Source organism: Arthrobacter sp. E70 (assembly GCF_058266945.1).
On the sequence record NZ_JBYQFR010000006.1, the window covers coordinates 21,961 to 42,786 of the forward strand.

General features: G+C 67.0%; 23 protein-coding genes. 7 read left to right on the plus strand and 16 right to left on the minus strand.

Annotated elements, in window-relative coordinates; all coding sequences use genetic code 11:
• Positions 1 to 3 precede the first annotated feature (3 nt).
• The 3 genes from AC3IMC_RS08945 to AC3IMC_RS08955 are packed head-to-tail and all read left to right on the plus strand — an operon-like array spanning position 4 to position 2,264.
• The gene (locus AC3IMC_RS08945; protein WP_490918127.1) at positions 4 to 456 is read left to right on the plus strand and encodes a hypothetical protein; all 453 of its coding nucleotides are present in this window, start codon (positions 4 to 6) and stop codon (positions 454 to 456) included.
• A complete protein-coding gene (locus AC3IMC_RS08950) occupies positions 456 to 1,106 on the plus strand; it encodes an SIMPL domain-containing protein (RefSeq protein ID WP_490918129.1) in 651 nt (216 codons plus the stop codon). Before AC3IMC_RS08945 ends, AC3IMC_RS08950 begins: the two co-directional genes overlap by 1 nt.
• 60 nt (positions 1,107 to 1,166) lie before the next feature.
• On the plus strand, positions 1,167 to 2,264 hold the full coding sequence (locus AC3IMC_RS08955; RefSeq protein ID WP_490918130.1) for an Rv2578c family radical SAM protein: 1,098 nt from the start codon (positions 1,167 to 1,169) through the stop codon (positions 2,262 to 2,264).
• 59 nt (positions 2,265 to 2,323) lie between these two features.
• Here AC3IMC_RS08955 and AC3IMC_RS08960 read toward each other — a convergent pair whose 3' ends face one another.
• Complete coding sequence (locus tag AC3IMC_RS08960; protein ID WP_490918132.1) at positions 2,324 to 2,779, minus strand: (deoxy)nucleoside triphosphate pyrophosphohydrolase; 456 nt, start codon at positions 2,777 to 2,779, stop codon at positions 2,324 to 2,326.
• A gap of 156 nt (positions 2,780 to 2,935) precedes the next feature.
• On the opposite strand from AC3IMC_RS08960, the gene AC3IMC_RS08965 reads away from it, so the two are divergent.
• Positions 2,936 to 4,144: an MFS transporter gene (locus tag AC3IMC_RS08965; RefSeq protein ID WP_490918134.1), complete on the plus strand. Its 1,209-nt coding sequence runs from the start codon at positions 2,936 to 2,938 to the stop codon at positions 4,142 to 4,144.
• A 54-nt stretch (positions 4,145 to 4,198) separates the two neighbouring features.
• On the opposite strand, the gene AC3IMC_RS08970 is transcribed toward AC3IMC_RS08965, so the two are convergent.
• On the minus strand, positions 4,199 to 5,158 hold the full coding sequence (locus tag AC3IMC_RS08970; RefSeq protein ID WP_490918136.1) for a cation diffusion facilitator family transporter: 960 nt from the start codon (positions 5,156 to 5,158) through the stop codon (positions 4,199 to 4,201).
• Between the two features lie 196 nt (positions 5,159 to 5,354).
• Here AC3IMC_RS08970 and AC3IMC_RS08975 point away from each other — a divergent pair, with 196 nt between their 5' ends.
• Positions 5,355 to 5,630, plus strand: coding sequence for a GlsB/YeaQ/YmgE family stress response membrane protein (locus AC3IMC_RS08975; protein WP_454485975.1), 276 nt, complete (start codon positions 5,355 to 5,357; stop codon positions 5,628 to 5,630).
• A gap of 97 nt (positions 5,631 to 5,727) precedes the next feature.
• Here AC3IMC_RS08975 and AC3IMC_RS08980 read toward each other — a convergent pair whose 3' ends face one another.
• From AC3IMC_RS08980 to infC, 4 genes are all read right to left on the minus strand, one after another.
• On the minus strand, positions 5,728 to 6,654 hold the full coding sequence (locus AC3IMC_RS08980; RefSeq protein WP_490918139.1) for a TrmH family RNA methyltransferase: 927 nt from the start codon (positions 6,652 to 6,654) through the stop codon (positions 5,728 to 5,730).
• Positions 6,655 to 6,725: 71 nt separating this feature from the next.
• Positions 6,726 to 7,115 carry a 50S ribosomal protein L20 gene (rplT, locus tag AC3IMC_RS08985; protein WP_018763610.1) on the minus strand — a complete coding sequence of 130 codons (390 nt, stop codon included), beginning with the start codon at positions 7,113 to 7,115 and terminating at the stop codon, positions 6,726 to 6,728.
• A 118-nt stretch (positions 7,116 to 7,233) separates the two neighbouring features.
• Entirely contained in the window at positions 7,234 to 7,428 is a 195-nt protein-coding gene (gene rpmI, locus AC3IMC_RS08990) for a 50S ribosomal protein L35 (protein WP_221384100.1), read from the minus strand.
• 120 nt (positions 7,429 to 7,548) lie between these two features.
• Complete coding sequence (gene infC, locus AC3IMC_RS08995) at positions 7,549 to 8,529, minus strand: translation initiation factor IF-3 (RefSeq protein ID WP_490918142.1); 981 nt, start codon at positions 8,527 to 8,529, stop codon at positions 7,549 to 7,551.
• 402 nt (positions 8,530 to 8,931) lie between these two features.
• Here infC and AC3IMC_RS09000 point away from each other — a divergent pair, with 402 nt between their 5' ends.
• Entirely contained in the window at positions 8,932 to 9,330 is a 399-nt protein-coding gene (locus tag AC3IMC_RS09000) for a DUF1844 domain-containing protein (RefSeq protein ID WP_221384102.1), read from the plus strand.
• Between the two features lie 148 nt (positions 9,331 to 9,478).
• Here AC3IMC_RS09000 and AC3IMC_RS09005 read toward each other — a convergent pair whose 3' ends face one another.
• From AC3IMC_RS09005 to AC3IMC_RS09040, 8 genes are all read right to left on the minus strand, one after another.
• Positions 9,479 to 10,771 carry an MFS transporter gene (locus AC3IMC_RS09005; protein ID WP_490918144.1) on the minus strand — a complete coding sequence of 431 codons (1,293 nt, stop codon included), beginning with the start codon at positions 10,769 to 10,771 and terminating at the stop codon, positions 9,479 to 9,481.
• Between the two features lie 55 nt (positions 10,772 to 10,826).
• Positions 10,827 to 11,762 (minus strand): SseB family protein, encoded by a 936-nt coding sequence (locus AC3IMC_RS09010; RefSeq protein ID WP_490918146.1) that lies wholly within the window; start codon positions 11,760 to 11,762, stop codon positions 10,827 to 10,829.
• A gap of 22 nt (positions 11,763 to 11,784) precedes the next feature.
• The gene (priA, locus tag AC3IMC_RS09015; protein WP_490918148.1) at positions 11,785 to 12,531 is read right to left on the minus strand and encodes a bifunctional 1-(5-phosphoribosyl)-5-((5-phosphoribosylamino)methylideneamino)imidazole-4-carboxamide isomerase/phosphoribosylanthranilate isomerase PriA; all 747 of its coding nucleotides are present in this window, start codon (positions 12,529 to 12,531) and stop codon (positions 11,785 to 11,787) included.
• 51 nt (positions 12,532 to 12,582) lie between these two features.
• Positions 12,583 to 12,741 (minus strand): hypothetical protein, encoded by a 159-nt coding sequence (locus tag AC3IMC_RS09020; RefSeq protein ID WP_490918150.1) that lies wholly within the window; start codon positions 12,739 to 12,741, stop codon positions 12,583 to 12,585.
• Positions 12,742 to 13,506 (minus strand): imidazole glycerol phosphate synthase subunit HisH, encoded by a 765-nt coding sequence (hisH, locus tag AC3IMC_RS09025; protein WP_490918152.1) that lies wholly within the window; start codon positions 13,504 to 13,506, stop codon positions 12,742 to 12,744.
• Positions 13,503 to 14,129 (minus strand): imidazoleglycerol-phosphate dehydratase HisB, encoded by a 627-nt coding sequence (gene hisB, locus AC3IMC_RS09030; RefSeq protein WP_490918154.1) that lies wholly within the window; start codon positions 14,127 to 14,129, stop codon positions 13,503 to 13,505. Before hisB ends, hisH begins: the two co-directional genes overlap by 4 nt.
• Before the next feature lie 75 nt (positions 14,130 to 14,204).
• Positions 14,205 to 15,323, minus strand: coding sequence for a histidinol-phosphate transaminase (locus AC3IMC_RS09035; protein WP_490918155.1), 1,119 nt, complete (start codon positions 15,321 to 15,323; stop codon positions 14,205 to 14,207).
• A 90-nt stretch (positions 15,324 to 15,413) separates the two neighbouring features.
• Positions 15,414 to 15,782 carry a LysM peptidoglycan-binding domain-containing protein gene (locus AC3IMC_RS09040; protein ID WP_490918396.1) on the minus strand — a complete coding sequence of 123 codons (369 nt, stop codon included), beginning with the start codon at positions 15,780 to 15,782 and terminating at the stop codon, positions 15,414 to 15,416.
• 437 nt (positions 15,783 to 16,219) lie between these two features.
• Here AC3IMC_RS09040 and lexA point away from each other — a divergent pair, with 437 nt between their 5' ends.
• A complete protein-coding gene (gene lexA / locus AC3IMC_RS09045; RefSeq protein ID WP_490918157.1) occupies positions 16,220 to 16,954 on the plus strand; it encodes a transcriptional repressor LexA in 735 nt (244 codons plus the stop codon).
• A 90-nt stretch (positions 16,955 to 17,044) separates the two neighbouring features.
• On the opposite strand, the gene AC3IMC_RS09050 is transcribed toward lexA, so the two are convergent.
• Positions 17,045 to 19,105, minus strand: coding sequence for an ATP-dependent DNA helicase (locus AC3IMC_RS09050; protein WP_490918159.1), 2,061 nt, complete (start codon positions 19,103 to 19,105; stop codon positions 17,045 to 17,047).
• On the minus strand, positions 19,098 to 20,678 hold the full coding sequence (gene hflX / locus AC3IMC_RS09055; protein WP_490918161.1) for a GTPase HflX: 1,581 nt from the start codon (positions 20,676 to 20,678) through the stop codon (positions 19,098 to 19,100). Before hflX ends, AC3IMC_RS09050 begins: the two co-directional genes overlap by 8 nt.
• Positions 20,679 to 20,826: the final 148 nt, after the last annotated feature.

Sequence of the window (20,826 nt, forward strand, 5' to 3'; positions counted from 1 at the left end):
CTCATGACTTTGCGGCAGCGCGCGGGTTCCTTTGACGGTCCGACGACGGCCCAGCAGCTCAGGCGGGCAGCGAACCTCCTCAACGGGAGCACCCCGGCAGGGCTCGCCGTCGCCCTCGCCGCACGGACCCGGATCACCCATGGCCCGCACGGGCTGGTCATCGCCTCCGGTTACCGTTGGCGCCTTCCCTTCGCCCACGCCTACACGCTGGGCAACGTGGTGCTGTGCCGCGGTTCGGCCGAGGACCTCGTGTCCCGTCCCGCGCTCCTGGGCCATGAGGAGAAGCACTGCAGCCAGTACGCATGGTGCCTGGGCCTGCCCTTCATCCCGCTGTACCTGCTTGCCGCCGGGTGGTCTGTCCTCCGCGCCGGAAATCCCGGCACGGCAAATGTCTTTGAACGTCGGGCAGGCTTGGCCGCGGGCGGCTACCCGGCCCGGGCCGGAAGGCGGTCCTGATGAACGGCGGCGCCGCCGGGAACCACGGAACAATCACCGTCACCGGAACGGGATGGGCCGAGGCTCCGCCCGATGTGATGTTGGTGGGGATGGGGGTGGAATGCCGCGCCGGATCTGTGGAGGAAGCTTACTCTGCCGCTGGAAGCAGCATGCAGGCCCTGACCGCCGCCCTCCGCAGCGGTGGCGTGGACGGGGCTGATATCCGCACCGCCAGCCTCACCGTCCGCGCCGACCTCGCCTGGCGCGAGGGCGAAGGCCAGCAGGTGGTGGGTTACGTCGCCGCCGGCAGTATCTCCGTCAGGCTCCGCAACGTCGCCCTGGCGCCCGGCCTCATCTCCGAAGCCGTGGGCTCTGCCGGGGACGCGGTCCGGTTGAACAGCCTGCAGCTGGTGGTTTCCGACGATTCATCCGTGCGGGCACTGGCCCGGGAGTCCGCCTGGCAGGACGCGTTCCGGACGGCCGAACAGTTCGCCGCCCTGGCCTCGGCCACGCTGGGCCGGGTGTTGTCGGTGTCCGAGCAGCGGCCGGCGGCGGGGCCGGTTCCCCTTGGCGGGATGCAGCGGGCGGCAGCAGTGGAGAGCTTGCCGGTGGAGCCTGGCGAAAATCGGGTGGACGCTGCCGTCACGGTCGTCTGGGAACTGCAGTACTAGCTGGCCCCGACGTGCGCGCCCGCCTTGACTTCCATTCGAACATGTTTTCGAATGGAAGTCATGAGATGGGAAGCACAAGCCCTGGTCCAGGATCCCGGCGCGGCGGAGGGTCCTGCTGCGGCCCTGCTTCCGCTGTCAGGGCTGGTCCGCTCCGTTACCACGCCGGAGTTTGCCGGTATCACCTTTCATGAGGTCACCGCCAAATCAGTGCTCAACAAGGTGCCGGCAGGATCGCGGATGCCGTTCGAGTGGACCGTCAATCCCTACCGCGGCTGCAGTCACGCCTGCGTCTACTGCTTCGCCCGCAAGACGCACACCTACCTCGACTTCGATGCCGGGCTGGACTTTGACAGCCAGGTGGTGGTCAAGGTCAACGCCGGCGAGGTGCTCCGGAAGGAACTGGCCAAGCGGTCCTGGACGCGGCAGCAGGTGGCCCTTGGCACCAACACCGATCCCTACCAGCGGGCCGAGGGAAGGTACCGGCTGATGCCCGGAATCATCTCCGCCCTCGCGGACTCCGGCACTCCCCTGTCCATCCTGACCAAGGGCACCCTGCTCGCGCGGGACATCCCGCTGCTCAAAAGTGCAGCCACCCAGGTTCCGGTGGGCCTGGGCATTTCCCTGGCCATGACGGACGAAGCACTCTCCGAAGCCATCGAGCCCGGCACCCCCGGGCCGCGTGCGCGGCTCAAGCTCGTCTCGCGGCTGCGCGAGGCCGGCCTTCCCTGCGGCGTCATGGCGATGCCCATCCTGCCGTGGCTTTCGGACAGCGACGACGCCCTGGATGCCCTCTTCGGCTCGCTGGCCGCCGCCGGCGCCACCGGTGTCAGCGCAGGCGCGCTCTACCTGAAACCTGGCACACGTGAGTGGTTCATGAAGTGGATCGCAGCACACCACCCCGAACTCGCGGGCCGCTACCGGCGCCTCTACGGGACCGGTTCCTACGCTTCCAAGGAGTACCGGACGTGGCTCGCCGGCAAGGTCCGGTACTTCAAGGCGCGGCACGGCTTCGCGCACTCTGCCGGCTTCAGCCACCGGAACCTGGACGATCCGCGCGGCGAAGAGGCGGAGTACCCAGCCGGTGTCATTCCCGTAGGAAGCGGCGCCGGCGCAGCTCCATCGGCGTCCGTGCCGACGGTGCAGGACTCCCTGTTCTAGCTGGCTTTTCCGGCTGCCGGTGCTTTTGCGGAGCCCTGTTGACCAGGTCCTGCCGCTGCCTAATCCTGCACCGGAGACGGGGAAACCAGTGCCGCCACCGATTCCAGCAGCGCCTGGACAATCGGATAGTCGGCGGGGATCCAGGGCAGGCCCAGGACGGCTTTGCTGTCCCGCAGATCCACCCAGCGGAGTTCGTCGTGGTCTTCCAGGGGCAACGGCTCGCCCCCGGTGATCGCGGCGAACCAGACGCGCATGCAGGCCCTATCGTTCAGGGGCCAGCCGTTTTCGGATCCGGAAGGCAGCTCCGGGCCCAGTCGGACTGCAATTCCCAGCTCCTCCGCAAGCTCGCGGACCAGCGCCGCCTCGGGCTCTTCGCCCCGCTCCACCTTCCCGCCGGGGAACTCCCACAGCCCCGCCAGGTGCTCCGGCGCGCTTCGCCTGGCCACCAGCAGGGCTGCCGGATCGGCCAGGCTGTCCACAACCGCTCCGCCCACCACCTGTATCAGTCCAGTCACCGCCCCATTCTATGGGCGACAATGGACTGTCCCGGAACACCCGTCCCCTCTGTGGAGACCGTCCGCGCCCCGCAGGGTCAGCGGACGCATCCGGACCTTCTGCCCCACTGCCGTGGCAGCCGCCCGTTTCAGTTCCAGCAGTCGAAAAGCAGGCATATGAGCAGCGTTCTTCAATCGTCCACGGCAGCGTCCACCACATCCCCTGGCATCGGCATGGCTATTTTTGCCCTGGCCATGGGTGGCGTGGGCATCGGCGTCACCGAGTTCACCATGATGGGCCTGCTGAAGGAGGTGGAGCAGGGCCTGGCCATCAGTACCCCGGAGGCCGGGCACCTGATTTCCGCCTATGCCCTGGGTGTGGTGGTCGGTGCTCCCCTGCTGGCCGCCGTCGGCGCCAAACTGCCCAGAAAGAGGCTCGCGCTGGGGCTCCTGCTGTTCTTCACCCTTGCCAACCTCAGCTCTTTCGCAGCCCCCGATTACGGAACGATGCTGGTGTCGCGCTTCGCCGCCGGCCTGCCGCATGGCGCGTTCTTCGGTGTAGCAGCGGTGATCGCAGCGTCCCTGGTGCCGCCCACGCGGCGGGGCTGGGCCATCTCCATGGTGATGGCAGGCTTGAGCGTCTCCAATGTCGTCGGCGTCCCGTTCGCCACCTGGCTGGGCCAAACCTATGGCTGGCGCCTGCTGTTTGTCCTCGTAGGAGCCATCGGCGTGCTGGCCTTCCTGCTGGTATGGCGGTTTGTGCCGTTCCGCCAGGCCCACCCGGACGCGAGCATTCGCCGCGAACTCGGGGCGCTCAAGCGCCTCCAGGTCTGGCTGGCCCTGCTGGTCGGCATTGTGGGCTTTGGCGGCTTCTTCGCCACCTACACCTACATCGCACACACCATGACCGCTGTGGCCGGCATCCCCTCGGCACTGATTCCGCTCGTCGTGGCGCTCTACGGGCTGGGCATGGTAGCCGGCAATATCCTGGGCGGCCGCCTCGCGGACAAGTCTGTCATGGGCACCCTGTACCGCGTCCTGCCGGCCATTGCCGTCGCCCTGGTGGTCTATGCCGTTGCAGCGCACTGGGCGTGGAGCGCTTTTGTGATGGTGTTTGTCATTGGAGCCGCCGGTTCAATGCTGATTCCGGCGCTGCAGACCCGGCTGCTGGATGCCTCGCCGGATGCGCCGTCGCTGGCATCGTCGCTGAACCATGCCGCACTGAACGTCGCCAATGCCCTGGGCGCGTTCCTGGGCGGCCTCGTGATCTCCCTGGGCTGGGGATTTGTTGCCCCTGCCCTGGTCGGTGCCGTCCTGGCCGTCCTCGGCTTCGGCGTCGCGCTTGTCAGCGGCCTGCTGGAACGCAAGAGGCCGCTCGCCGCCTGAGCCCGCTCCCCGGGGGCCGGGTTCCGGCAGCCAACGCCCGGCGGCTGTCCGTCCCTATGGACGGGGAGCAGCGACGGCGGGTTCCTGGCCCGCCCCGTCTGCTGCGGCACGGTGCAGGTCGGGCTCCAGGTAGATCACGCGGGCGATAGGGACTGCGGCGCGGATCCGCTCCTCGGTGCCGTCGATGGCCCGCGCGATTTCCTCCCCGGTGGCAGTCCTGCTGACGGCGATCTTCGCCGCAACGAGCAGTTCCTCCGGGCCAAGGTGCAGGGTCTTCAAGTGGATGATCCGGCCGCCATCGGACTCGATGGCCGTCCTGATCCGCTGCACGTCTTCCCGTGTCGCGGACTCGCCCAGAAGCAGCGACTTGGTTTCCAGTGCCAGCACCACGGCGATTGCCACCAGCAGGACACCGATCATGGCGGTGCCGGCGGCATCCCATATACCGTTGCCCGTGGCCAGGGTGAGGCCCACGCCGATCAATGCAAACACGAGGCCAAGAAGGGCACCGAAGTCCTCGAGCAGGATCACCGGCAGCTCAGGCTGCTTGGCGCTGCGGACGAACTTGACCCACGACTGCTTGCCGCGGGTGTGGTTCGATTCAATGATTGCCGTCCGCAAGGAGAAGGATTCGGCGATGATGGCTCCCACCAGCACGGCCAGCGGAACCCACCAGAACCCGCCCTCGATGCCGTGCGGGTGCTGGAACTTCTGCCACGCTTCGAAGAGGGCGAAGAGGCCGCCGACGCTGAAGAGCACGATCGACACGATGAAGGCGTAGATGTAGCGTTCACGGCCATAGCCGAAAGGGTGCTCCGGGCTCGCGCCCCGCTGGGACTTCTTGCCGCCGAGCAGGAGCAGCAACTGGTTGCCGGAGTCGGCAAGGCTGTGGATGGCTTCCGCCAGCATCGATGAGGACAGCGTCAGGAAGTACGCCAGGAACTTCAGGAGCGCAATGGTCAGGTTCGCGGCGAGGGCCGCGACAATCGCTTTGGTACCGCCGCTTGCAGCCACCTGGGCTTCACCTCTTCACCGGTTACGGAACAGTAAGAATTGCGGGACCCGTACGGGCCCGCCCACTGAATACCGTACCCACGCCGGCCGTGGCCATGCAGCAGGGGCGGCCGCGCGGCTACTGACTTTCCGGGGGTGCTTATGTTAGCTTGAGCCTCATCGGGACTGTTAATCCCGGTCACTATAAGGAGGAGACATGGGTTTTCTTGCTTGGATTATTTTGGGCCTGATCGTTGGGGCCATCGTTAAGGCCGTTATGCCCGGACGGGTCGGCGGCGGCTGGGTCACCAGCCTCATCCTCGGTGTTGTAGGTGCCATTGTTGGCGGCTGGATTGGCAGCCTCCTGTTCAACAAGGGCGATCTGGCCTTCTTCGACCTCGGCACCTGGATTCTCGCTATCGTCGGCGGCCTCATTGTTGCCGGCATCTACGGAGCCGTTACCGGGCGTGGAAAGGCTACCCGCGCACCCTGACCGCTTTGTCATCGAATAACCATCGGGCCCCGGGAGTTTCCGGGGCCTTTCTTTGTCCCGGGGCAGCCTCTCCTGAACCCTTAGAACCTGCGGTTTCCTACCGCGCACTCCCTTGTCCCGCCGCAGCTTCAGCGCGCCGCTGGGAGCGGGCGCTGGCGTAGAGGCACACCGTCGCTGCCGTCCCCAGGTTCAGGCTTTCCGCGGCGCCGTAGACGGGCACGGCCACCCGGTGGTCGGCCAACTGCAACTCCTCGTCCGACAGGCCCTGCGCCTCGTTGCCGAAGAACCAGGCGGTGGGTGCTCCAAGGTCGTAGGCCGATTCCGGGCCCGCGCCGGTGAGCCTGCGCCGGGCGTTCTCGTCCTGCAGCGCGTCCAGGTCCAGTTGCCCGTAACCGTCGGCTGCAAGGATACCGATGCCCCGTGCGCTGCAGGCCGCGGCAAGTTCGGCCGGATCTGCGGCCAGGACCACGGGCAGGTGGAACAGCGAGCCGGCAGTGGAGCGGACGGCCTTCGGGTTGTAGATGTCCACGCTGGAGGCGGTGAATATTACCGCGTCGGCACCGGCGGAATCGGCAGCGCGCAGCACTGTCCCGGCGTTACCGGGGTCCCTGACCTGGCAGAGCACGGCAATCAGGCGGGGTCCGGCGTCGAGCACGTCCGCCAGGGTGACGTCGATGAAACGGCAGACGGCGACGATCCCCTGCGGGTTGACCGTGTCCGCCATGGCCGCCAGGACTTCGTCCGTGGCCAGGCGGGCGTTGGTGCCCTCGGCAAGCTGCTGGAACTCGGGGAAGCGGTCCAGGCAGGCCTCGCTGGCGTAGACCTCGGTCACCACGCCGGGAGCTCCTGCGGCAAGGCGCTGCTGGTGGAGTTTGAGGGCCTCACGGACCGCCTGCGGACCTTCGGCGAGGAACTGGCCGCGCTTTAAACGGGCCGGGCGCCCGGCAAGCTTTGCCACGTCCCTGACCCGATCGGCTCGGGGGTTGGACAGTGGTAAATCTTGCGGGCGCCCGGTTTCGTTCATATGAAGAACTGTAGTAGCTGCTGCCACCTGTTCCTGAACGGAGCCCTTCACGGAAGGGCGGCCAGCTGCTGCTAGGCTGCGGCGACCTTCTTGGCGGAGGTGTCAGCCGGGAGGGAATCCTTGGCAACCTGGACCAGTGCGGCGAAAGCGTTGGCGTCGGAGACAGCCAGCTCGGCCAGCATACGGCGGTCAACCTCAACCTCGGCAGCCTTCAGGCCCTGGATCAGGCGGTTGTAGGTGAGGCCGTTGGCGCGGGAAGCAGCGTTGATGCGCTGGATCCAGAGGCGGCGGAAGTCGCCCTTCTTCTTCTTGCGGTCACCGTAGCTGTACACAAACGAGTGCAGCAGCTGCTCTTTGGCCTTGCGGTACAGGCGCGAACGCTGTCCGCGGTAACCCTTTGCGCGTTCAAGAACAACCCGGCGCTTCTTGTGGGCGTTGACCGCCCTCTTCACACGTGCCACGTGCGTACTCCTTCGAAAATCTGATCCCAAGCATCTACTGCCGGTATTCCGGCGGCCTGAGAAGGCTGTTTGGCAGGTGACGGACCGCCGGCTGGCGGCCAGTCAAAGAACTTGGAAATTAGATGCCGAGCATCTTCCGGATGACCTTGGCGTCGCCCTTGAAGACGATCTTGTCGCCGGCGAGGCGGCGGGTCAGGCGGGTGGACTTGTGCTCCAGGTAGTGGCGGCGGTTGGCCTGCTGGCGGCGCAGCTTGCCGCTGCCGGTCAGCTTGAAGCGCTTCTTAGCACCACTGTGGGTCTTCATCTTCGGCATGGGAACCGATCTCCTTACGTTTCTGCGGGCCCGTGGGCTGGCAGTTCTATCGCGCAGCCACCCCTGCGGGCAGCATGCTGGTTGCTGACTGCCGGAGAAAAATCCTCCGGCAGCTATGAACTAGTTGGTCTTCTTGCCGGCCGGCTTCGGCACTGCCTTGGGGGCAGGTCGGGCAGCAGGCTTGGGCGCGGCGGGCCGTGCCACCGGCTTCGGCGGAGCAGGCACGGCGGCCGGCTTGGGCGCCGAGGGGGCGGGCGCCGCAGCTTCCGGCTTCGGCGCTGCAGCAGGCTTGGCGGCCGGGGCGGGAGCCTTGGGAGCCTCCTGCTTCGGCGCGGCCTTGGGGGCTTCCTGCTTCGGAGCCTCCTGCTTCGGCGCAGCCTTGGGGGCTTCCTGCTGGGGAGCCTCCTGCTGGGGAGCCTCGGCCGCCTGTGTTTCGGCGGCAGGCGCTTCAGCGGGAGCTGCCTCCGGCTCGGTCGAAACGGTGAAACCCTCGGGCAGGAGGTCCGCCAGTGACTGCGTCATGGGGGCCTGGTCCTGACCGGACGTGTCAACGCGCCCCGCGGCCTTGGCTTCGTTCTGTGCCTTGGCCTCTGCGCGCTGGGTGGCCCTGCGCGCTTCTGCCTTGGCCTCCGCCTTGTTCTTCAACGGACCAACCACCATGACCATGTTGCGGCCGTCGATGCGGGGGCTGGACTCCACCACGCCGACTTCGGCGACGTCGTCCGCGAAGCGCTGGAGCAGGCGGATGCCCATTTCCGGACGCTGCTGTTCGCGGCCACGGAACTGGATCATGGCCTTGACCTTGTCCCCGGCGCCGAGGAAGCGCAGGGCGTGCCCGCGCTTCGTCTCGTAGTCGTGGGTGTCGATCTTCAGGCGGAAGCGGATTTCCTTCAGAACAGTGTTCGTCTGGTTCTTCCGGGCTTCGCGTGCCTTGACCGCGGCCTCGTACTTGTACTTGCCGAAGTCCATCAGCTTGCACACCGGAGGCTTCGCCTGAGGTGCAACTTCAACGAGATCCAGGTCGGACTCGGCAGCCAGGCGGAGGGCATCCTCAATACGGACGATTCCTACCTGTTCACCTGCAGGGCCGACCAGCCGCACCTCGGGGACGCGGATACGCTCATTGATTCTTGGCTCGCTAATGTTAAAGCTCCTGTGTTTGTTGTTGTTTTCCGGCAAATAGAGAAGGCCCCCAATTGCCGGAGCAATCGAAGGCCTCGATAGGTATGGCGGCGCATCCACTGCTGGATGTACCTGCATGGCTCCGGAACATGTCCGGCCCAATGCCCAACCTGGTACCCGGCAACCTTGCGTCCTTGAACGGTTCCGGAGAACCTCAACGACAACGGCCGACGCGGGTGGGAGAGAACTCCGCTTGCAAACTGCATGCCATTCTACAGGAAAAAATTCCCGTCAACGCTGCGAAGCGCTGCTGGGAACCTGATTGCTTGGGACAATCCCTGAAATAACGACATCCAGTCGGTCTGTGTCAAGCTTACCAGTATGAGCACCCCAGACAGTAATTCATACGTTTTCGAGGCGGCCGGGGATGGAGCCGGGGCTGCCCCGGATGTCTCCGCGCAGATCCGGGACATCTCGGAAGTTCCCGCCATCGAGGTCATCACCACGGCGGCCGTGCACCTGATGAGCGCGGCGGCCGTCAAGCTTGGCCTGGCCGCAGAGGAGAACGCGGCCGAACTGAAGGACCTTGACGAGGCCCGGAAGCTGATCACTGCCCTGGCAGGCCTGGTCACTGCCGCCGCCCCTGAGATCGGCTCGCAGCATGCCGGTCCCTTGCGCGATGGCTTGCGGTCCCTGCAGCTTGCCTTCCGTGAGGAATCCCTGATCCCGGACGCGCCCGGCAAGGGGCCCGGCGAGAAGTACACCGGGGCAGTCAACTAACGCAGGGCCCCACTGCAAACGAACGACGGCGGGACGGCCTTTGGAGGCGGCCCCGCCGTCGTGCTTTAACACGATTCACTGCTCCATAACTGCCGTTTAGCGGGGCCAAAAGGCCAGTTATGGAGCAATCGATGACCGGGGGAATGGCTCAGGCGGCCGCCCGGCGGCGGCGGCGTAGCTGGAGAACCAGCCCCACGAGGCACAATGCCACCCCGGCAGCACCGACGGAGACAAAGCCGCCGGACGGTCCCATCACGTCAATGGAGACGCCGGCCAGCGGTGAACCAAGTGCCACCCCCGCGGTCAGGGCCGAGCCGTACCAGCCCATGGCCTCCCCGCGGCGCTCCTCAGGCACGAGGTCCGCGACCTTTTCGGACGCGGCGGACAGCACCGGGGCGCAGAGGATGCCGGGCAGCAGGGAGACCAGGGCAAGGCTCCACGTGTCATGGGCGAACGCCATGGGCACCGTCAGCGCGGACATGCCCAGGAGCAGGATCACGGGCGGAACGGGCCGGTGCATGGCACCGTAGAGGAGCCCGCCCGCCACCGATGCCGCACACCAAAAGAGGAACACGACGCCGATGTCGCGCTGGTGCCCGCCGGTCTCCAGCGCCGCGACAATGCCCACGTCCGTCCCGCTGAGGACCATTCCGGCGCCGGCCGCCACAGCAAACACGGCGGCCACCGTGGACGTGAACCAGGCGAAGTTGCCGGCCACCTTGGCCCGCAGGCCGGCCGAATCCACGGTTCCGGCAGGCACCAGCCCGGCGGCAGCTTCCTGTACGTGCGCCGGGGCGGCTGACACGACGGCGGCTTCGGCTGCATGGAGCTGGTCCTCCGCGCTCTCCCGCGTTTCCTCCGTGCTGCGGGTGGGCGGGTTGAACCACATCAGGAACAGCCCGGCGAGGGACGTGGACACGCCCACCACGGTCAGGCCGGCAGTGGTGAAGCCGCTGGTGGCCACCACAGCGCCGGCGGCAGGCCCGATCATGAACACGACTTCGGTACTGATCGCATCCAGGGCAAATGCGGTGCGGCGCTGCCCGTAGTCGGCCAGGACCCCCAGCGACTGGCGCACCACGCTGAAAATGGGCAGCGTCAACATGCCGCCCACGAAGACAAGGGGAAGCAGCCACTGGTACGACACGTGGGGCACTACCGACCAGATGACGGTTTCCGAGACCACAGAAGGAATCAACGCAGTACGCAGGCCGGCAGTGTCAACACGGCGCCCGCGCCAGGGAGCGCCCAAGGCAATGCCGATGGTCATCACCGCTGCGGCTGCACCGGCCGCCGCGTAGCCTTCGCCCAGGGTGAGGACGATGTGCAGGGTGAGCAGCACGCCGGCTGCGGAATGGGGAATACGGGCAACCATGCCCACCAGCAGCAGGCGCCGGATGGGCCGGACGGCAAGCAACTCCCGGTAGAGAGTGAAATTCACGAAGCGATCCTCCAGGTATGCCGCAGCCTGCCCGGGGATCACCCGCAGTCTGGAGCTAGTGGGAAGCGCGCCTCAGCTTGATTTCCAGCGAGTCCACGCGCTCTCCAAACAATACATTCCGGGACCACTCCGCCTGGAGCCCGGCCACCAGCGCCTGCACCGCGGGGGCATCGAGGCCGTCCTCGAGGTACAGCACCACCTGCAGCTCCGGCCCGGCGCCGCCGCCGGCAACCAGTGAACCGTCGGCCGCCAGGGTCTGCACTCCCCCGCCGGGCTTGAGCTCGATGCTGCGGACGGCCGGAAAGGCCTGCGCTCCGCGGCCCATCTCGGCGGCCAGTTCCGGATCGTGGTAGGACGGGGTCCACTCCTGCTGCTTGGCCAGCGCCCAGACGGCGGGCCGGCGTACCACGAACGTCAGGTCCGCTCCCGGGTCCAGGACTACGAGTTCGGCGCCTTCTGCCACTGCGGAGAGCGCTGCCCGCGCGGCATACACAGCTACCGGCCGCGCCTCCGGATGCCAGGCGGCCAGGGCCGCGGCCGACGTGAAGGCGGGAAGGGCAGTCCGCCCGTCGGCAGCCCGGAGGGTGACCAGAGCCATGTCTGCCTGCTTGTCGGCGTGCAGGCCGTGGCCGGTTTCCGCTTCCTCGGCAAGCTGGGCCACGATAGGGATGAAGACCCTTGCTGTGGCCAGGGCGGCGACCACGTCCGCCTCGCCGCCCGTCCCCTTCCGGAGCCCGGCAACGGCGGCGAGGTAGCCTGCATCGGCCGTTCCGTCGTCGTCCTCGAAGTTGTGGATCCGGGCGTCTTCCCCGGCAAGGCTGCGCCCGGCCCACGGCTGGCCCGCGGAATCCGTGGTCCCGCCCGCCCCAGCCAGTGCAGCGGCGATGTGTCCCGGCAACTGGCGCGCGGCCGGGGTTCCGGGCCTGCCGGTGTCGGGCCTGCCGGAACCGGGCAGGTCGCTGGAGCTGGACTGGCCTTCTGAAGCTGGCATGGCGCGGCGGTCCTCCCGGCGCCTAGCGGCGGCCTGCGACGTCGAGGGCTTCGGGGAGCGTGAAGGCTCCGGCGTAGAGGGCCTTGCCCACGATGGCACCTTCCACGCCCAGCGGCACGAGCGAACGCAGCACCTTAAGGTCGTCAAGGCTCGAGATGCCGCCGGAGGCGACGACGGGCTTGCCGGTCTTCTCCACCATCTGGCGCAGGAGTTCGACGTTGGGGCCCTGGAGCGTGCCGTCCTTGGTAACGTCCGTGACGACGTACCGGGAGCATCCGGCCTCCTCGAGGCGGTCCAGGACGTCCCAGAGATCGCCGCCTTCCTTGGTCCAGCCGCGGCCGGCCAGCGTGGTTCCGCGGACGTCCAGCCCGACGGCGATCTTGTCGCCGAAACGTTCGATGGCCCGCTGCGTCCACTCGGGGTTTTCCAGGGCAGCGGTACCAAGGTTGACGCGTGCTACGCCCAGGTTGAGGGCTGCTTCCAGCGTTTCGTCGTCGCGGAGGCCACCGGAGAGTTCAACCTTGATGTCCAGGCGGCCCACCACTTCGCGCAGCAGCTCCGCGTTCGAGCCGCGTCCGAAAGCTGCGTCCAGGTCCACCAGGTGCACCCATTCAGCGCCCTGCTGCTGCCAGTTCAGCGCCGCTTCGAGAGGGGTGCCGTAGCTCGTCTCGCTGCCCGCCTCGCCCTGGACGAGCCGGACGGCCTGCCCATTGACGACGTCAACGGCGGGCAGCAGTTCAAGTACCGGCAGGTCATATGCGGTGGTCATACTCATCCTTGGTGTTGGTTCTGTCGAGGCAAACGGAGGGCCGGATGGCGGTCAGCCGGCAGGGAGAGTCAGCAGGTACGCGGCGAGCAGCGACATCGCGGCCAAGACGTAGAACGCAACCTGCGTCCATAACGGCTTGTGCTGCTGCCGGAAAGAGATGGCGCCGCCGATCAGGAGTCCGGCAAGGCCCATCAGCAGGACGGACCACATTCAGGCGTCGCTGCCGGTGCCGGTGGTTTCGCTGGTCCCGGGCTGGCCGGCGGCGGGCTTGCGCAGCCCTTCCACCCAGTTGCGGAGCAGCCGGGCGCCGGCATCGCCGGACTTTTCCGGGTGGAACTGCGTGGCACACAGCGGGCCGTTTTCGACGGCGGCGATGAACGGGCCTCCGTGTTCGGACCAGGTGACCAGGGGCGGCGCCATCCGGGGCTGGATGACGTCGAAGTTCCATTCCTGCACGCCGTAGGAGTGCACGAAGTAGAACCGTTCATTCTCGACGCCGGCAAAGAGTTTGGAGCCTTCCGGCACCTTGACGGTGTTCCAGCCCATGTGCGGAACGACGTCGGCCGGCAGCGCCTCCACCTTGCCGGGCCATTCGCCGATGCCTTCGGCTTCGGTGCCGTGCTCCACGCCTGCTTCGAACAGGACCTGGAGGCCGACGCAGATGCCCAGCACGGGGCGGCCCCCTGCAACGCGCCTGCCAATGAGACGGATACCGTCCACGGCCTTGAGTTCGCGCATGACGGTCTCGAAGGCGCCCACCCCGGGCACCACCAGGCCGTCAGCGTTGAGCACATCCTCCGGCTTGGCGCTGAGGATCACCTCGGCGCCGGCGCGCTCCAGGGCACGCACGGCGGACCTGACGTTTCCCGAGCCGTAGTCCAGCACGGTGACGGTCGGCTTGCCCTCCGGCGAAGGGAGCTTCCGCGAGGCGGAGGGATCGACGATGGCGCCGTCCTTAAGGACCTGCCCGCTCACAGCGCGCCCTTGGTGGAAGGGATGCCCTCAACTCGGGGATCGGGTTCGACGGCGGCACGCAGGGCGCGGGCAAAGGCCTTGAACTGCGCCTCGACGATGTGGTGCGGGTCTCGGCCGGCAAGCACGTTCATGTGCAGGCAGATCCCGGCGTGCAGGGTGATGGCTTCGAAGACGTGCCGGGTCAGGGACCCGGTGAAGTGGCCGCCGATCAGGTGGTATTCCTGGCCTGCCGGCTCGCCGCCGTGCACCAGGTAGGGCCGGCCCGAGACGTCGACCACGGCGTGGGCGAGTGCCTCGTCCAGCGGGACGGTGGCTTCACCGAACCTGCGGATGCCGGCCTTGTTGCCGAGCGCCGAGCGCAGGACCTCACCGAAGGTGATCGCGACGTCCTCCACCGTGTGGTGGACATCGATGTGGATGTCGCCGGTGGCCTTGACGGTCATGTCGATCAGCGAGTGCTTGCACAAGGCCGTGAGCATGTGGTCGTAGAACGGCACGGAGGTATCGATGTCCGAAACGCCGGTGCCGTCAAGGTTGATTTCCACCAGCACGGACGACTCGCTGGTGGCCCGCTCCATGCGGGCAGTCCTGGCCTCGGCGGCGTTCGATCCGGTGGTAGTCATGGTGAAGGTTCCTTTTGGGGAGTGGTTGGTTCAAGGCGTCCAGCACTGCTGCACCCGGAAGCCGCTGTATCAAGTCTAGGCGGGAAGCGCGGCCTGTCCGGCAAGAATGCGTTCCAGCGACGTGAGGAACGCTGTGGTTTCCGCCTCAGTGCCCGCCGTGACCCGGAGGTGGCCCGGGATTCCGACGTCCCGGATCAGCACGCCCGCATCCAGCAGCTCCTGCCAGACCTGGTGCGGGTTTTCCAAGCCGCCGAAGAAGACGAAGTTGGAGTCGGAGGCAGCGGGGGTGAGGCCCATCCGCGTCAGGCCTTCGACGATGCGGTCCCGCTGCTTCTTGATGTCCTCAACCTCGGCCATCAGCGCCTCCCGGTGCTCGAGGGCAGCGAGGGCCGTGGCCTGCGTGATGGCGGAGAGATGGTACGGCAGCCGCACCAGGCGGAGGGCGTCGGTGACTTCCGGGGCTGCAGCCATGTATCCAAGCCGGGCGCCCGCGAGGGCGAAGGCCTTGCTCATGGTGCGGGAGACGATCAGCCGCTCCCTGCCGGGCAGCAGGGTCAGGGCACTGGGCGTGCCCTCGTGGGCAAACTCGTGGTATGCCTCGTCCACGATCACGATGGTTTGGCTTTCCTCCCCCGCGTCGTAGACGGCCTCCACGACGTCCAGGCCGAGTCCGGTCCCGGTGGGGTTGTTCGGGGAACAAAGGAACACGATGTTCGGCTGCAATTCCCTGACCTGGCGGGCTGCGGATTCGGCAGTGAGATCGTAGTTCCCCGCCCGTTCGCCGGTGATGTAGCGGGTGTCCGTGCCGCTGGCCAGGAGGGGGTACATGGAATACGTGGGCGGGAATCCGAGGGCGGTGCGGCCAGGGCCGCCAAACGCCTGGAGGATTTGCTGCAGGACCTCGTTGGACCCGTTGGCTGCCCACAGGTTGGACTCGTCCAGTCCGTGTCCCAGGTATTCGGCAAGCGCGCGACGAAGATCCGTGAATTCCCGGTCCGGGTAGCGGTTCAGACCCGCCGCAGCCTCGGTTACGGCGGCCGTGATGGCTGCGCGTACATCGGCCGGGACGCCATGGGTGTTCTCGTTGACGTTGAGGAGGATGGGGACATCCAGCTGGGGCGCCCCGTAGGGGGTGAGCCCGCGAAGGTTGCTGCGGAGGGGAAGCCGGTTCAGACGTTCTAGCTGGTCGTTCACCTGAACAGTTTAGTTGCCTCGGTAAAGACCGGAAAATGTGACAGCTTCTGTTCGCCCTCGGCGTGGCTCCGCGCGGCCGGGGCCGCCCCGTCAGTGGGTGGGGACGTAAAGCTGCTGGCCGGGCACGACGGCACCCGCCGCAAGATTGTTGAGCTGCACGATGTCCGCGACAACGTCGCGGGCGTCGCGGCCTGGAGCGACTTCTCCCGCGATGGCCCAGAGGGACTGGCCGGGCTGGACCGTCACGGTCACGGTGGGTGTCAGCCTTAGCTCCGCGGCCGAATCTGAGGCCTTGGCCGGGGCATTGAAGAGTCCGGCCAGGGACAGCAGGAGCACAGCAAGGAGCATGGCCGGGATGCCGATCAGGACGAGCCTGCCGCGGCGGGTCAGCCTAATCCTGCCGGACGGCGCCTGACGGACACGGCGTGCTGATTGGCGGCGGGACAGCAACTGCTGCATGGGGGCCTGCCGCGGACGGGATACCTGGGGAAGAGATAAAGCTGACATGAACTTAGCCCTCCTGGACCAATACTGTGCTGCAACCAAACCGGCCGGGCGCCGGCGGAAGTACCGCCTTCCGCACCCGCCGCGGCCACCTTCCGAAGATCACCCCGGATCTGGTTTTCCGGTGCCACCTTCGAACGGGAAGGACGCGGACTAGAACACATGTTCGAACTTTGCTGGTTCAGTTTTAGCACTTATCAACGAACAATGTCGAGACTCGCTAGAACAAATGTTTGAAAAAGCCATGTGGCTGGCCTAGCTTTGAGAACAAAGAACAACCACCAGGAAAGTTGACCAGCAGGGTCTGACAATGACGGTGGGGGCCCTCCAGGCGGCGCTGTTGGACAGCGTGATGCGGGAGGTCCGGTGGCAACCGAAAGGCATTGGCGTTTATGGCAGCAGCAGCCGCCGGAGGCAGGACGGCCCCGCAGCACAAGAGGAGCGCCAAGGGCCTGACACCCCGGCAGAAGAAGATCCTCGAAACGATCCAGCGCTCGGTCAATGAGAACGGGTATCCGCCCTCCATGCGCGAGATTGGGGATACGGTCGGCCTCGCCAGCCTGTCCAGCGTGACCCACCAGCTTTCACAGCTGGAAAAGCTCGGCTACCTCCGCCGGGACCCGAAACGGCCCCGTGCCATGGAAGTGCTGATGCCCCTCACCCTGGACCGCGGCGCAGCCAAGGCGGAGGGCACGCCGTCGCCGCACGCACCCGGGGCAGGAGCCACCGTCACGGAGCTGCCCACAGCCCTGGATACCGCCATGGTTCCTCTGGTGGGGCGCATTGCGGCCGGCGGTCCCATCCTGGCGGACCAGGTGGTTGAAGATGTCATGCCGCTCCCCCGCCAGCTCGTCGGCCAGGGTGAGCTCTTCATGCTCAGGGTGGCCGGTGATTCGATGGTGGACGCGGCCATTTGTGATGGTGACTGGGTGGTGGTGCGGCGCCAGGCTGACGCCGCCAACGGCGACATCGTCGCTGCCCTGCTGGACGACGAAGCCACGGTTAAGACGTTCCGGCAGCGCGATGGCCACACCTGGTTGCTCCCGCAGAACACGCAGTACGAGCCCATCCTGGGCGACCACGCCACCATCATGGGCAAAGTGGTTTCCGTCCTGCGCTCACTTTGATCCGACGTACCCGCTGATCTGACGCACCCGCCGCCCGTCGTACCCGCTGATCCCTCATACCCGCTTCGGCCCGTCGTACCCGGATGCGTCCTAGGCGGAGGCTTCGGCCCCCAGCCGGCTCAGGGCAGCCAACGCTTTGCTGCGGTCCGTGGTGGACCAGAACGGCGGCAGGGCGGCCCGCAGGAATCCGGCATAGCGCTCGGTGGCCAGGCGGGAGTCCAGGACAGCCACTACACCCTTGTCCCCCGTTGACCTGATCAGGCGGCCGGCCCCCTGGGCGAGGCGGATTGCGGCGTGGGTTGCAGAAACTGACATGAAGCCGTTGCCGCCGGCCTGTGCCACCGCCCGCGAACGCGCCGTCATCAGTGGGTCGTCCGGGCGCGGGAACGGAATGCGGTCGATCACCACCAGCCGGCACGACCCGCCGGGAACGTCCACCCCCTGCCACAGGGACATGGTGCCGAACAGGCAGGTGTCAGGTTCGTCCGCGAACTGCTTGACCAGCGCAGTCATGGTGGACTCACCCTGGCAGAGGATCGTTACGCCGACCTTGGCGCGGAGGGCATCGGCAGCCTCCTCCGCTGCGCGGCGTGACGAAAACAGGCACAGCGCTCCCCCGCCGGAGGCCTTGATGAGTGCTTCCAGTTCGGCCAGCGCTTCGGGGGACACGCCGCGCCCGGGTTTGGGCAGGTGCCCGGCCACATAGAGGATGCCCTGCCGGGGGTAGTCGAACGGGGAGCCAACATCCACCCCGGTCCAGCTGGGGGCGCCCTCGCCAATCAGGCCGAGGCCGCCGGCGGCCGGTTCAAACGCGGAACCGATGGCCAACGTGGCGGACGTCAGCACGACCGTATGCCCGGCGAAGAGCCCTTCGCGCAGCCTTCCGGCGACGGACAGCGGGGCGATATTGATCAGCACCGGAGCATTTTCGTCCGGCTGGGAATACCCCTGGCCGGGATCGAACGTGCTGGCGCGGGAGAACCAGACCACCTCGCGGTTCTCGCGGGCGGCGATCAGCCGCTCGCAGAGTTCCAGGATGAGCATGAGCCGTGACCTGGCGAGCTGCCTGCCGCCGTCGGCCGTGGTGTTGCTGTCCCCCTTCGAGTCGGAGAGCGCAGCACGGCAGGCTTCCCGCAGCTGGTCCACGCAGTCCAGTTGTTCGTCGTTCAGGCCGTTGGGGAGCAGTCCGGCCGGAGCACCTGCCAGGGCAAGCTCCAGGTTGGCAGCAGCGGCATTGAGCGCGTCAACGGTGATGGCGGTGTGTTTCCGTGCACCTGCGGCGGCAGCATGCACCATGGCCACGGACAGCTGCCCGGTGACGGCCCCGGTGACCCGGTCCTGCAGTTCGTGGGCTTCGTCCACCACCACGACGTCGTACTCAGGCAGGACCGCCAGCCCCTCAAAGGCACTCACGGCTAGCATGGCGTGGTTGGTGACCACGACATCGGCCTCGGCAGCATCCTGCCGGGCGAGTTCGCTGAAGCATTCGGCGGCCATCGGGCATTTTTGTGCCCCGAGGCATTCCATGGAAGTCACGGAGACCTGCCGCCAGGCCCTGTCGGTAACACCGGGAAGCAACTCGTCCCGGTCGCCCGTGGCCGTCTTCTCCGCCCACTCGCGCAGGCGCACCACTTCCTTGCCGAGCTGGGAGGCCGGGCCCCCCACAGCCGCTGCGAAGTGCGGGACGCTTGTGTCCTCGCCGAGGGAAAAAAGCTGGCCCTCGGCGGGCTCTTCCGACGGGAAGCCGCCTTCGAGCTTGTGCCGGCACACGTAGTTGGACCGGCCCTTGACCAGCGCCACCTTGACGGGGCGCTGCAGCGCCGGGCCGATGTTCTTGAGGAGCCTGGGCAGGTCCCTGCCCACAATCTGCGTCTGCAAGGCCAAGGTGGCGGTCGAGACCAGCGCAGGTTTGTCGCTTTCGAGCGCATGGGCAATGAGCGGCACAAGGTAGGCCAGCGATTTGCCGGTGCCGGTGCCTGCCTGGACCAGCAGGTGGTTGCCCGTTTCGATCGCCTGCGCCACCTGCCGCGCCATTTCGTGCTGGCCTGTGCGGCTTTGCCCGCCCATGCCGGCAACGGCCCGGTCGAGCAGTTCGAGGACGAACTGCCCGCCGGCCGTCTCCGTGGCTGTGCCGGCCGCGGGGTCAGTCATTGCTGGCGAATGGTTCCAGTTCGGACGCGAGGCCTTCCCGGACCATCACGACGGCCTTGGTGCCCGTCTCCCCGTGGTCCAGGCTGATGATTTCCGCGTCCGACTCGTGGAGCTTGCTGACCAGGTCCCCGCGGTCATACGGGATGAGCAGTTCGAGCTTGACGCTGGGCCGTGGAATGGAGTCACTGATGGCCTTCAGCAGCTCCGCGATACCTTCGCCGGTGCGGGCCGACACCACCACGTGCCGCGGCTCGCGCTGCTTGAGCCGCTCCACCACGAAAGGATCCGCAGCATCGGCCTTGTTCAGCACGATGATCTCGGGCACCTTGCGTGCGTCGACTTCGCTGAAGACCTTGCGGACGGCTGCGATCTGCCCTTCGGGGTCCGGGTGCGAGACATCGACCACGTGCAGGATCAGGTCCGCGTCCGCCACTTCTTCAAGGGTGGAGCGGAATGCCTCCACGAGCTGGGTGGGCAGGGAACGGACGAACCCGACGGTATCGGCCAGCGTGTACCCGAGGCCGTCAGCCGTCTCAGCTTTGCGGACGGTGGGATCCAGCGTGGCGAACAGGGCGTTCTCCACGAGGACGCCGGCGTCCGTGAGGCGGTTGAGCAGTGAGGACTTGCCGGCGTTGGTGTACCCGGCGATGGCCACGGAGGGGACTTCATTACGACGGCGGTTGGCGCGCTTGGTCTCGCGGGCAGGCTTCATCGCGGCGATTTCCCGCCGCAGTTTGGCCATGCGCGTACGGATCCGCCGGCGGTCCAGTTCAATCTTGGTCTCACCGGGGCCACGGGAGCCCATGCCGGCAGCCGCGCCGCCCACCTGGCCACCGGCCTGGCGGGACATCGATTCACCCCAGCCGCGGAGCCGCGGAAGCAGGTATTCGAGCTGGGCCAGTTCAACCTGGGCCTTGCCCTCGCGGCTCTTGGCATGCTGGGCGAAGATGTCCAGGATCAGGGCCGTACGGTCGATGACCTTGACCTTGACGATGTCCTCAAGGCCACGCCGTTGGGATGGTGCGAGTTCGGCGTCGACCACCACGGTGTCCGCGCCGGTGGCCATGACGATGTCCTTGAGCTCCTGGGCTTTACCCGACCCCAGGAAGGTACCGGGATCCGGCTTGTCCCTGCGCTGCACGAGGCCATCGAGAACCTCGGAACCGGCCGTCTCGGCGAGGGCGGCCAACTCGCGCAGCGAGTTTTCGGCGTCGGCGAGGGTTCCCTCGGACCAGAGCCCGGCCAGGACCACCCGCTCAAGGCGGAGCTGGCGGTATTCAACCTCGGTGACGTCCTCGAGTTCGGTGGACAGGCCTGCCGTGCGGCGCAGGGCCCGGCGTTCCTCGAGGTCCTGCTGGTCGCCGTCGAACGCGCTGTGTTCCTCGTCAAGGCGGGAAATGGCCTGCGCCGTGCCGAGGACCTTTTTTCCAGTGCCGCTGCCTTCACCGGCGGGCGTGCTGACGTTCTTGGCCGGTACGTCCTTGGCGAGGATCCGGTCGATGACAGCCTGGATTTCCTCAGGACTCATGTCCTGGGCAGCTGGATCGGAACCGGTGTTGGGGTGGCTGGTCATGGTCTCCTTTGAAGATTCGGCAGTTCCAGAATAGTGCCGATTGATGGAATGCGCTGAAGAATTCGCGGTGGGCTGACGACCTGCGGTCACATGTTCTCCTGGTTGCTGGTGCCGCCGGCAGTCTTAGCGGGCGGCGGGCGGCGCCGCG

Excerpts from the sequence above, each read along its gene's own strand:
- AC3IMC_RS08945 (WP_490918127.1), top strand. The coding sequence starts at position 4 with ATGACTTTGCGGCAGCGCGCGGGTTCCTTTGACGGTCCGACGACGGCC.
- AC3IMC_RS08950 (WP_490918129.1), top strand. The coding sequence starts at position 456 with ATGAACGGCGGCGCCGCCGGGAACCACGGAACAATCACCGTCACCGGA.
- AC3IMC_RS08955 (WP_490918130.1), top strand. The coding sequence starts at position 1,167 with ATGAGATGGGAAGCACAAGCCCTGGTCCAGGATCCCGGCGCGGCGGAG.
- AC3IMC_RS08965 (WP_490918134.1), top strand. The coding sequence starts at position 2,936 with ATGAGCAGCGTTCTTCAATCGTCCACGGCAGCGTCCACCACATCCCCT.
- AC3IMC_RS08975 (WP_454485975.1), top strand. The coding sequence starts at position 5,355 with ATGGGTTTTCTTGCTTGGATTATTTTGGGCCTGATCGTTGGGGCCATC.
- AC3IMC_RS08980 (WP_490918139.1), bottom strand. The coding sequence starts at position 6,654 with ATGAACGAAACCGGGCGCCCGCAAGATTTACCACTGTCCAACCCCCGA.
- rpmI (WP_221384100.1), bottom strand. The coding sequence starts at position 7,428 with ATGCCGAAGATGAAGACCCACAGTGGTGCTAAGAAGCGCTTCAAGCTG.
- AC3IMC_RS09000 (WP_221384102.1), top strand. The coding sequence starts at position 8,932 with ATGAGCACCCCAGACAGTAATTCATACGTTTTCGAGGCGGCCGGGGAT.
- AC3IMC_RS09010 (WP_490918146.1), bottom strand. The coding sequence starts at position 11,762 with ATGCCAGCTTCAGAAGGCCAGTCCAGCTCCAGCGACCTGCCCGGTTCC.
- priA (WP_490918148.1), bottom strand. The coding sequence starts at position 12,531 with ATGACCACCGCATATGACCTGCCGGTACTTGAACTGCTGCCCGCCGTT.
- AC3IMC_RS09020 (WP_490918150.1), bottom strand. The coding sequence starts at position 12,741 with ATGTGGTCCGTCCTGCTGATGGGCCTTGCCGGACTCCTGATCGGCGGC.
- hisB (WP_490918154.1), bottom strand. The coding sequence starts at position 14,129 with ATGACTACCACCGGATCGAACGCCGCCGAGGCCAGGACTGCCCGCATG.
- AC3IMC_RS09040 (WP_490918396.1), bottom strand. The coding sequence starts at position 15,782 with ATGCAGCAGTTGCTGTCCCGCCGCCAATCAGCACGCCGTGTCCGTCAG.
- lexA (WP_490918157.1), top strand. The coding sequence starts at position 16,220 with ATGGCAGCAGCAGCCGCCGGAGGCAGGACGGCCCCGCAGCACAAGAGG.
- AC3IMC_RS09050 (WP_490918159.1), bottom strand. The coding sequence starts at position 19,105 with ATGACTGACCCCGCGGCCGGCACAGCCACGGAGACGGCCGGCGGGCAG.
- hflX (WP_490918161.1), bottom strand. The coding sequence starts at position 20,678 with ATGACCAGCCACCCCAACACCGGTTCCGATCCAGCTGCCCAGGACATG.